The following is an 11202-nucleotide window of genomic DNA, read 5'->3' as shown; positions in this document are numbered from 1 at the left end:
GGCCAAGGTTTCATTGTCAGCGGACCTGCAGAAAACTGGCGATACTACAATAAAAAAGCTTGCCCTGAAGCCGATTGCTCACGGCTCTCAAAGCAAGCTCTTATCCCCTTCGAAACAACTACTCCCTGCGACTTAATTTGTTACAAAGACTAACTTTGTTGCGCCAACATCCTCATCAATGCGGTAACTGCCTCCGCCCTTGTTGTGCTGGCATCAGGATCGAATATATTTGAACTTTTACCCTGTATAAGACCAAGTGTCTTAATGGCTGATACCGCAGCTTTTGCCCATGCCGGAATATCCATGTCGTCCGCGAAACTAGTTGCGACGTTCGCCCCAAGTGACAAATGCAATGCATTTGCAAGCATCATAGCCATTTCGGCGCGTGTTATTTCCGCATCCGGGCGGAAGCTGCCATCCGCATAACCATTAATAATTCCCGCTTGCACAGCCTGTGCGACCGCCTTCTGTGCCCAAGAACCAATCTTCGCTGTATCGGTGAACGATAGCGCTGCTGCTTCAACCGGCAGCTTAAGCGCATTCATCAGCATTACCGTAAATTCAGCGCGAGTCACAGTGTGGTTTGGCTTGAATGTACCATCCGGGTAGCCCGTGACGATACCAATACCAGCAGCTTGCTTGATGTAGGTTTCGGCCCAATGTCCAACAATATCAGAGAATGCAAAGGTCGGACTCGTATCTGTTGGCGGCTCCTCTGTCGATGTGCCCGGCGCTTGTTCTTCGCTTGGTACCGTCGGCGGTACAATTGAACCGCCGCTGCCATTATTGGAAGCACGGTTCACTGTAATTGCATAGGTCTTCGTTGTACCATCCTCTGCTGTCACGACTAGGTTAATCAAATTGATGCCTACGTTCAGCGGAAACGACGGGGACACAGCACCACTTGTCAATGGGATTGGACCGCTAGTTATCGTCCCTGCGTTGTTATACGCCGTCGCCGTAACCGTAGCATCGACGGCGTCACGGACCGTCGCCGTTACAGTGATGCTGCTCATGCTGGTTGTCACGTTGACCGTATAGCTTGTTGTGGCTGCATCGAAAGTCGGATTCAGCGTATTGCCCGATAGCGTCAAATCGCTTAAATCTGCGATGTTGCTTATCCATTTCGCATAAAGCGTCACATTAGCGGTTCCTATAGTGACGGTCGCTCCCGCCGAATAATTCGTTCCGTTTCCATCTGCTTGCGTGTTCCAGCCTGCGAATGTGTAGCCCGTTTTACTCAAACTTCCCGGGTTACCGGACACCAATACCGAAACCCCTTGCTCATAAAATCCGCTGTCCGTTGGTACGCTTCCCCCCGTACTTCCGTTACCGCTATACGTCACTGTGTAGCTTGGCAACGTTGTGTCACTAATCGTAATCGTCAACGTCTGATCCGCTCCGCCGCTGAACGTGAACGTCAAGCTTGTGGTGCCTACTGATTGCGCAGCCAAATAGCTCTTCAGAATCGTCACCGTGTTGCCTGTTACGGTGTAATCAGTGCCAAGCACAAGTACCTCAGCTCCGTTACTGATGCCGATCAACGTGTTGCCGTTCAGCGTCAGCGTCGTATCGACATCTGCTTGCGCAGAAGTTTTCTTATCGAAACTGGCTGCGTTCGGGCTGATCGTACTATTCTGCGGCGTTGTGTCATTGACTGTGATCGTCAGTGTCTGATTCTCTCCGCCACTGAACGTGAACGTCAAGCTCTTTGTACCTACCGATTGTGCAGCCAAGTAGCTCTTCAGAATCGTCACCGTGTTGCCTGTCACGGTGTAGTCAGTGCCAAGCACAAGTGCCTCGGCTCCGTTGCTGATGCCAGTCAACGTGTTACCGTTCAGCGTCAGCGTCGTATCGACATCCGCTTGCGCAGAAACTTTCTTATCAAAGCTGGCTACATTCGGGCTGACCGTACTATTCTGCGGCGTTGTGTCGTTGACTGTAATCGTCAATGTCTGATCTGCTCCGCCACTGAACGTGAACGTCAAGCTCGTTGCGCCTACCGATTGTTCAGCCAAGTAGCTCTTCAGAATCGTCACCGTGTTGCCTGTCACGGTGTAGTCAGTGCCAAGCACAAGGGTCCCAGCCCCGTTGCTGATGCCAGTCAACGTGTTGCCGTTCAGCGTCAGCGTCGTATCGACATCCGCTTGCGCAGAAATTTTCTTATCGAAGCTGGCTACATTCGGGCTGACCGTACTATTCTGCGGCGTTGTGTCGTTGACTGTAATCGTCAATGTCTGATCTGCTCCACCACTGAACGTGAACGTCAAGCTCGTTGCGCCTACCGATTGTTCAGCCAAGTAGCTCTTCAGAATCGTCACCGTGTTGCCTGTCACGGTGTAGTCCGTGCCAAGCACAAGGGTCCCAGCCCCGTTGCTGATGCCAGTCAACGTGTTGCCGTTCAACGTCAGCGTCGTATCGACATCCGCTTGCGCAGAAATTTTCTTATCGAAGCTGGCTACATTCGGGCTGACCGTACTATTCTGCGGCGTTGTGTCGTTGACTGTAATCGTCAATGTCTGATCTGCTCCGCCACTGAACGTGAACGTCAAGCTCGTTGCGCCTACCGATTGTTCAGCCAAGTAGCTCTTCAGAATCGTCACCGTGTTGCCTGTCACGGTGTAGTCCGTGCCAAGCACAAGCGTCTCGGCTCCGTTGCTGATGCCAGTCAACGTGTTGCCGTTCAGCGTCAGCGTCGTATCGACATCTGCTTGCGCAGAAACTTTCTTATTGAAGCTGCCTGCGTTCGGGCTGATCGTACTGTTCTGCGGCGTTGTGTCGTTGACCGTGATCGCCAATGTCTGATCTGCTCCGCCGCTGAACGTGAACGTCAAGCTTGTGGTACCTACCGCTTGCGCAGCCAAGTAGCTCTTCAAGAGCGTCACCGTGTTACCTGTCACGGTGTAGTCCGTGCCAAGCACAAGCGTCTCGGCTCCGTTGCTGATGCCGATCAACGTATTGCCGCTTAAAGTCAGCGTCGTTGATACATCCGCTTGCACAGAAGTTTTCTTATCGAAACTGGCTGCGTTCGGGCTGATCGTACTGTTCTGCGGCGTTGTGTCGTTGACTGTGATCGTCAGTGTCTGATTCGCTCCGCCGCTGAACGTGAACGTCAAGCTTGTGGTACCTACCGCTTGCTCAGCCAAGTAGCTCTTCAGAATCGTCACCGTGTTGCCTGTCACGGTGTAGTCAGTGCCAAGCACAAGGGTCCCAGCCCCGTTGCTGATGCCGATCAACGTGTTGCCGTTTAGCGTCAGCGTCGCTGATACATCCGCTTGCGCAGAAACTTTCTTATTGAAGCTGCCTGCGTTCGGGCTGATCGTACTGTTCTGCGGCGTTGTGTCGTTGACCGTGATCGTCAGTGTCTGATTCGCTCCGCCGCTGAACGTGAACGTCAAGCTTGTGGTACCTACCGCTTGCACAGCCAAGTAGCTCTTCAAGAGCGTCACCGTGTTGCCTGTCACGGTGTAGTCCGTGCCAAGCACAAGCGTCTCGGCTCCGTTACTGATGCCAGTCAACGTGTTTCCGTTTAACGTCAGTGTCGTATCGATATCAGCTTGCGCAGAAGTTTTCTTATCGAAGCTGCCTGCGTTCGGGCTGATCGTACTGTTCGACGGCGTTGTGTCGCTAATCATAAAGATCAGCGTCTGAATCGCCCCCGAGCTGAATGTGAACGTCAAGCTTGTTACTCCTAGCGGTTGTGAAGCCAGATAATTTTTCAGAATTGTCACCACATCGCCCGATACTGAATAATCGGTGCCGGACACAAGAGCAATGCCATCGTTGCTGATGCCAGTCAATGTGTTGCCGTTCAGCGTCAACGTCGTATCGACATCGGCTTGCGCAGAAATTTTCTTATCGAAGCTGGCTATATCCGGGCTGATCGTGCTGTTCAACGGTGTTGTGTCGTCGATCGTGATCGTCAACGTCTGAACTGATCCGCCGCTGAATGTGAACGTCAGGCTAACAGCACCTTCCGGCTGCAAGATCAGATAGCTTTTCTGGATGACCACCGTGTTGCCCGTAATCACATAATCCATTCCGGGTAAGAGCTCGTCTGTCCCGTTGCTGATCCCCACCAACGTGTTGCCATTCAGCATCAGCATCGTATCGACATCGGCTTGCGCTGACTCCTTCTTATCGAAGCTGCCCGTATCCGGACTGAGTGTGCTGTTCAGAGCAGCGTTATCCAGCACGAAAGGGCTGGATACAGCGTTTATCTCATTGCCTGCCGCATCTTTCCCTCGAATATGCAAGTACCAATTCCCATCTACGCCCTCCTTCGTCAATGTACTGCCATTATTCAACGGCAACCAACCGTCTGTTGGTTCCCCTGTACTTTGCGTCCACACATATTCCAGTGCGGATTCTACCAACCCGCTGCCACCGCTGTCGGCAACCGTTGCCGTTACCGATGCCTCTCGCGCCAACGCTGCGTTGCCATTCGGACTGAAGGAAACCGTCGGCGCTGTCCTGTCGATATTAACTGCATATGGAGCGGTTAAACTATTCCCAAGAGAATCCTTAACTTTGAACTCGCCAGAGTTCATGCCGTCAGTGAAGAAAAAGATTTGTTGCCCAGAATATTTCCCCATATCTACTTCGTTCATATCCCAAGTGAAGGAGTCTGCGAGAATCGTCTCGCCTGCCTTGGTTTCAGCCGTAGCAGTTACCCGGACACTACTATTCGTCCAGTCCCCGCTCGAATAATCGTCACCGCCAGTTACCTTCACCTTTGTTATCGTCAGTTTTAAGTCACCCTCGGTGATTCTTATGGTGCGGCTTTCGGTTTGCACGTTGCCTATCGCATCGCTCGCCTGAATGATAACTGTATAAATTCCGGAATCAGGTATCGTGATCGGATCTGTATAACTCGTCCATGTCTTGCCTCCGTCGAGCGTATACTTAACTGTTACATTGGCGCTTTGTGCATCTATCGCTGCGGCGCTTATGACCACAGCCTGATTCGACCAAGAATCTTCCAAATACGCAGTATCGTCCGCCTTCTTCATCGTCAGACTTAGCACCGGAGCCGTGTTATCAATCAAAAATGGTTCTGAACTTACTTCCGCCAATTTCCCTGTATAATCCTTGGCCCGGATGTGCAAATACCAATTCCCATCCGCACCGGCGTGCGTAAATTGCGCGAGTTGAGTATATGGAATGAGAGAGAAGTTAGCCCATCCACTAGCAGGAGCGGAAGCCGCTTGTGACCAAGCATACTCCAGGGTTGACGGGTCGACACCGCTCGTCGTATCCGTGACCTTAACGGAAGTCGAAATCGTTCTTAATGGTGTCGTGCTGCTGCCATTAGGAGAGAAGGTCACCGAAGGCGGCTCCCGATCGCGCGATATCGTTAGTGTATAGGTTCTGGATTCCTTTAAATAAGGCTTCACTAAAATCTTGATAACTGCCCCGGTAGCCGGAACCGCGACGGCGACTGTCGATCCGCTTTTTTGCAACTGATCGTTGATATACAGTTCGGAAGAAGCAGTATCTTTCAACACTGCATCGATATGGACGCTTGTTTCATACGGACTGATGTCATACTGATACGAAGTAACGGAAGGATCAAACGCAATGTTCGACGTCCCCTCTGAAATCGTCAAACTGCTCAATTCGTTGTTGCCCGGCACCGATGTTTGCAAGCCCCAGCTAACGACGGTACCATCGCTCTTCAATGCCAGGGAATGATCGACGCCCGCCGAGATCGCAACAACATCTGTAAGTCCAACAGGCGGGGTTGCTTTGCCATATTTATTATCCCCCCAGCCGACCACCGTGCCGTCGCTCTTCAACGCCAATGCATGTGTACTATTAGCCGATATGGCTGTAATACCAGTCAGGCCTGACACATTTAGAATACCGTTCTCGTCATATTCCTTTCCCCAGGCTGCAACCGTACCATCCGACTTTAGTGCCAATGCATACATATATCCAGCATCAATAGCAACCACATTAGACAAATCTGCGGGCTTGAGCGTCGAACCGAGGCCATTTGTTCCCCAATCGACGACCGTACCATTAATTTTTAAAGCCATCGAATAATAAGAACCCGCGGCTACCTTGGTGACCGCAGCCTGCGCATCAACTGGCACATCCGATTGTCCATTCCCGTTGAGCCCCCATGCGACCGCCGTACCGGCACCGCTAATAACGCCTGATTTCGATACCATCAACGTGTGATGACCTGCGGAAGCCATGGAGATGACATTGTTCAGGCCGTTAGGTATCGTCGTCTCACTTGCTTCGTTGCTCCCCCATACGACCACCGTGCCGTTCGATTTGCGAGCCAGAAAGACAGTGTCTTTAGCGTAAATCTCGACCACGTCTGTTAGCCCTTCGGGCGGTTTGGCCCAACTGGTGACGTTGTTTCCCCAGGCGAAGACGGTGCCATCTGACTTCAAAGCGATGGAATTATTCTGGGCCGCAGCGATCTGAACCACTTTGACCATAGTCGTTGCCGCGCTTGCTTTCCCCGTAGTCGGAATTAATCCCAGTACAATGACGACGGATAAGATTGCTGCCAGAAATCGTCGAGTTCGTTTGTATAGATTCATATGTATTCCTCCCTTTTTCTATATTGCAGTGCGTTTCAATGATCAGCAAGCATCTTTTTCATTTCCCTTGTCCTGGCTTTGTCCAGAACCTGCCGCTTCATAACTCAGCCGTCTTGCAGTTCAAGCGATGAATCCGGAAAATGTATGCTCTCTCTACCAAAAAAAGAACGAGAGGATTAGTTCAATCTAAAACGTCTGATTCATGTGTCACTTGATGGCTTCTGTAAGCGGCTTCCTCTAATCTGGTCCTCTCCTAACAAAAAAATTATACTTAGCAGCGCCTATTAAAACTCTTAAAGAAATCTTAAAAGTATGAAAGAAATCACCAAGCTACTTAACTATAGCCACCCCCTCTAACTCAACAAACGAGATGTCGATAAAGAGACAACTATCATCCAAACGTGCTATTATCGAACTAATTAAACTCCCGAGATAGCGAGGAAGAGCTTTAGATGGAAAAAATTCTTGTGGTTGATGATGATCCCCAAATCCGCGAAATGATTCGTACCCAAATCGAACAGTCCGGTATGCATGCAATCGAAGCAGAATCTGGGCGCCAAGCGATCGAACAAATGGAATCAAATCCGATCGATGTGGTCGTTCTGGATCTCATGATGGAGGATAGCGACGGCTTCGAGGTTCTCAGTTATTTGCGCAATCGTCGGATGAACACATTAACGATCGTGGTCAGTGCAAGAAGACAGGAGCAGGATAAGATCACCACGCTTGGACTCGGCGCCGATGATTACATGACGAAGCCCTTTAGTCCCATGGAGTTGATTGCCCGCATTCAAGCTGTTCTACGCAGGCGATATCCGGTGTCTACTCACACTTCTGTTATCGTTCGTTTAAACAATCTAATTCTCGACGTCGATAATTATTCAATGCTCATTCATAACGAAAAGATATCGTTGACTTCGGTAGAACGCGACTTAATGCAGCTCCTGATGAAAAATCCCGACCGGGTGATGACGAAACTGGAAATCTATCAACAAGTATGGCAGCATGAACGATATGACGATAACAATTTAAGCGTATATATGAGCCGGCTGCGCAAGCAGCTGGAGCGAGCGGGATCTCCCTGGGCCATTCAAGCGATCCGCGGAGTAGGTTACCGTCTGACGGGAGTAGACCTATGATCTTAAAGACCAAACTATGGCTATTGCTCGTTGTTAGTGCTGCCTTAAGTATGGTACTGTTCGGCTGCTCGTCTGTTTGGATCGGCAAAATTGCAAATAAGGGCTATGCTCTGTTGGAGTTGAACCCGCTTGCACACTCCATTGTGGATTCGATTGACGAACAACCCGAGTTAGGGAAGGATACATTGAAGTCGATTTTAGATGGCGCACATGAGGAACATCCATCCATCCGATTTTTGTGGATGGATAGCAACGGACAAGCCATCTATGATACCACAGGACTTAATCCGAATTTTACGTTTCGCGATCTGGCGCTTCTTATGCAGAATATGCCAGAGGGATATTTAAAAAACGATGAAGTAAATATCCTCACTCCGGTATCCAGGGAAGGGGAAACGTATTTCATGCTGCTCAGCCTTCCTGCCTCCGCGATGAAGCAAGGTGAGATGTATTTTCTTATTCGCTCGCATAAATCTCTGTTGACTTTAGTAGCTCCGCTCATTTTGTCGTTCTCAATTCCATTCCTGCTTGGTTTATGGATTTTCTCCAGAATCAATAAAAGAATTCGCAAGCTAAACAACGCGGTCAATCAACTGAATCTTCAAAGCAATTCTCCTGTTGCAGAACTGGCAGACAGCTCCAAAGACGAACTTGGTCAGCTTGCGAGGCATTATAATTCGATGGCTCAGCGAATTCATTCTCAATTCGGAGAAATCCAGCAGTTCGAGAACAAACGCAAACTGCTTCTATCTAACCTGTCACATGATTTGCGAACACCTTTGACGACAATGCTTGGCTGCGCCGAGCTGATTCGCACAGGCAATTATAAGGACCAACAAGAACTCCATACTAGAGCCAAAATCATCCTCCAGCGCTGCCGATATATGGACAAGCTGCTGGATCAAATGCTTGAAGTCTCCCGACAGGATGAGGAAGATATTACCATTCATTTGCAAAATCATAATTTATCAGAAATCATTCGTAAAATTGCGGTGGAATACATCATGATACTCGATGGCGAACAAGTGGAGCTGGACGTCGAAATGCCAGATGAAGATGTTCAGCTCCTGATCGATGCTTCGCTTATTGAGCGAGCATTACGCAATCTTCTGGACAATGCGGTCAGATACGGGAAAGATGGACACTATCTCGGCATTGAGCTAACTGCCGACGACCAAGCTGTTAACATTATCGTTAAGGATAAGGGCAAAGGAATTCCCCCTGCGCACCAGAAGCATATCTTCGAACGCTTCTACCGAGTGGACGGCGGGCGAAAGGGAGAAGGCTTGGGGATCGGCTTATCTATCGTCAAGGATATCTCGCTGGCTCACCGCGGTACGCTGGAAATGAACAGCAGACCGTTTGTTGAAACGAGGTTTCAGATCAGGCTGCCTGTCTCTACCCCGGTTTAGACCTGCGCTCTTGTCGTCAAGCGGCGAGCAATTATTTGCATTAGTTGAAATCCGCTGTCAAAAAATCCGCATGGGTTGGAAACTTCCAACTCATGCGGATTTTATTTAAATTCATTTAATTGTCTAACCATCCAAGCGCTTGCAGTGTTCTAATGAGTACGGCCGCCGCTTGTTCGCGTGTCGTTGTCGCTTTCGGGCTGAACGTATCCGCGCTCGTTCCTGTCATGATGTTAAGTTGTATCATTGTGCGTACACTTTCCAGGTATGCTGCTGTTACGCTTCCCACATCTTTGTAATCTTCCAAGCTGACATACTTGCCTGGAATCGACAAATGCTCCATCGTCACTGCAGCCGTCAACATGCTCGCCATCTCCTCGCGAGTCAGCGGTTGATTCGGCAGGAATCTCTGACCGTTTGTAAAATCCAGCAGTCCAAGCGACTTCGCATTTGCTACCGCTTCATAATACCATGCGGTGGGCTTCACATCGTTATAAGGTGACGAGCCAGCCTCGGAACTATGGCGTCCTAGTGCCCGAACAAGCATTGTAGCGAACTCCACCCGTGTTACCGTTCGAGTTGGTTCGAACTTGCCGTCCCCTGTGCCTTCAACAATCCCCTTCGATGCGGCCAACTCGATGAATGGCTTCGCCCATCCTCGATTAACATCCGCAAAACTTATTGCATGGTCCGCGACGACGTATACACTATTCGAGTAAGAGTAGATCCACACGTACGGCAGTCCATCGATCAATACGGTTTTAGCAGGGACAAACTCGTATGTCTTCGTCGCTCCGTTGTAGCAGAATGCGCCCCATTGCTCCGGCATTTCACTAACACTCTTGGACAATGGGATGATTCGAATCAGAGCCTGCGAGAATTGCTCCACCGCACCAAGCGATTGGCCCGTCTTCATATTCATAATCTCCATATGAAAATCAACCATATCGCTTATCACTTTACTGCCTGGCAGGTCATCTTCAACCGCGGAGCGAAAGGTTTGATCCTCAGATCTATTGGTCAAAACGACCTTGAAGCTGAGATTGTCAGCCTGCAAATTATACTTTGCAATCAATTTCGGCAATTCGGGAATTATCAATGCCAAATCAACGGGGACTTGGTAGATCCCATATGGCGTCTTAATTTCAAGGTAGAAATTAGGATTCTTGATGGCCAACTCTGTCAGAACACTCGCTGGAATATTAACAAAGACTACATCGTCTTTCGGCGTTGCTTCAAGCGTGGCATACGGCTGCTTGGTGTCAACGTCTTCTAAATCGATCTCCTGCCCATTCAAATCGATATACAGCTGATCATTGACCGTTGAGCTGTTCACTGGCGACACCACTCCCCCACCAGTGACAGGAGCTGCAGCCCGAGTCATCTTGACTTTATACGTATTTCTTACATTGTCATTCGTCCTTACGATGATAGAAATCTCATTGCTCCCCACAACGAGCGGAAGTGAAAAGGCCGCAGTACCACCCGACATGTCGAATGGCCCGCTTAGGAGCGTTCCAGATATATGGTGAACACTTACCGTCACCGCATTCCTGTCTACATCGGGCACCTCCATCGTAACGGTCACGCTATCTACACTATTGCCCACGCTTGATGTATAGTCGGCTGTGAGCGGTTCAAACTCTGGGCTTAACGTACCGCTCGATAGGACTAATCCACTTAAATGTGCAGTACCGCCTGCGCTCCGCGTTACCGTTATCGTGTACGTCTTGGTCGTTCCATCCTCGGCTGTGACCTTCACCCTTATCGTGTTGTTCCCTACCATAAGCGGAAGCATGTCAGAGGCTTCGCCGCTGTTCACCGGAACCTCATTCACGCTCACAGTTGAACGGCTATCCGCTACCGTTGGTGTTAGCGTAATGCCGCTTACACCATTACCCACGCTTGCCGTATAGCTGATTGTTCCTGCCCCGAACACCGGGCTAAGCGTTCCATTCGATAACACTAATCCGCTTAAATCTGCATTGTTGCTTTGTACTGCTCGCGTTACCATTACCGTGTACGTTCTGGACGTACCGTCTTGGGCCGTCACGATAATGGAAATCTCATTGCTTCCTACGCTCAGCGGAAGCG

4 protein-coding genes are annotated in these 11202 nt (G+C 49.8%); 2 read left to right on the top strand and 2 right to left on the bottom strand.

The genetic code is table 11. The features are described 5' to 3' along the window. Positions 1-149: 149 nt before the first annotated feature. On the bottom strand, positions 150-6560 hold the full coding sequence (locus DFQ01_RS31655) for a X2-like carbohydrate binding domain-containing protein (protein WP_245946694.1): 6411 nt from the start codon (positions 6558-6560) through the stop codon (positions 150-152). A 452-nt stretch (positions 6561-7012) separates the two neighbouring features. Here DFQ01_RS31655 and DFQ01_RS15125 point away from each other — a divergent pair, with 452 nt between their 5' ends. Together DFQ01_RS15125 and DFQ01_RS15120 are read left to right on the top strand one after the other, a co-directional pair. Next, positions 7013-7699, top strand: a complete 687-nt coding sequence (locus DFQ01_RS15125) for a response regulator transcription factor (protein WP_110044734.1) — start codon at positions 7013-7015, stop codon at positions 7697-7699. Continuing rightward, entirely contained in the window at positions 7696-9111 is a 1416-nt protein-coding gene (locus DFQ01_RS15120; protein WP_110044733.1) for a sensor histidine kinase, read from the top strand. The genes DFQ01_RS15125 and DFQ01_RS15120 overlap by 4 nt, the downstream gene beginning before the upstream one ends. A 115-nt stretch (positions 9112-9226) precedes the next feature. Here DFQ01_RS15120 and DFQ01_RS31130 read toward each other — a convergent pair. After that, positions 9227-11202, bottom strand: a 1976-nt coding sequence (locus DFQ01_RS31130; RefSeq protein WP_181394743.1) for a cadherin-like beta sandwich domain-containing protein, incomplete at its 5' end; no start/stop codon positions are given.

The sequence above is a fragment of the Paenibacillus cellulosilyticus genome (assembly GCF_003182255.1).
Taxonomy (GTDB): Bacteria; Bacillota; Bacilli; order Paenibacillales; family Paenibacillaceae; genus Paenibacillus_T; species Paenibacillus_T cellulosilyticus.
The sequence above is the reverse complement of the archived record's forward strand: the minus strand, read 5'-3'. Positions and strand labels throughout refer to the sequence as shown.

Bases quoted from the DNA above. Each gene is read 5' to 3' on its own strand.
- DFQ01_RS31655 (WP_245946694.1), bottom strand. From the start codon at position 6,560: ATGAATCTATACAAACGAACTCGACGATTTCTGGCAGCAATCTTATCC.
- DFQ01_RS15125 (WP_110044734.1), top strand. From the start codon at position 7,013: ATGGAAAAAATTCTTGTGGTTGATGATGATCCCCAAATCCGCGAAATG.
- DFQ01_RS15120 (WP_110044733.1), top strand. From the start codon at position 7,696: ATGATCTTAAAGACCAAACTATGGCTATTGCTCGTTGTTAGTGCTGCC.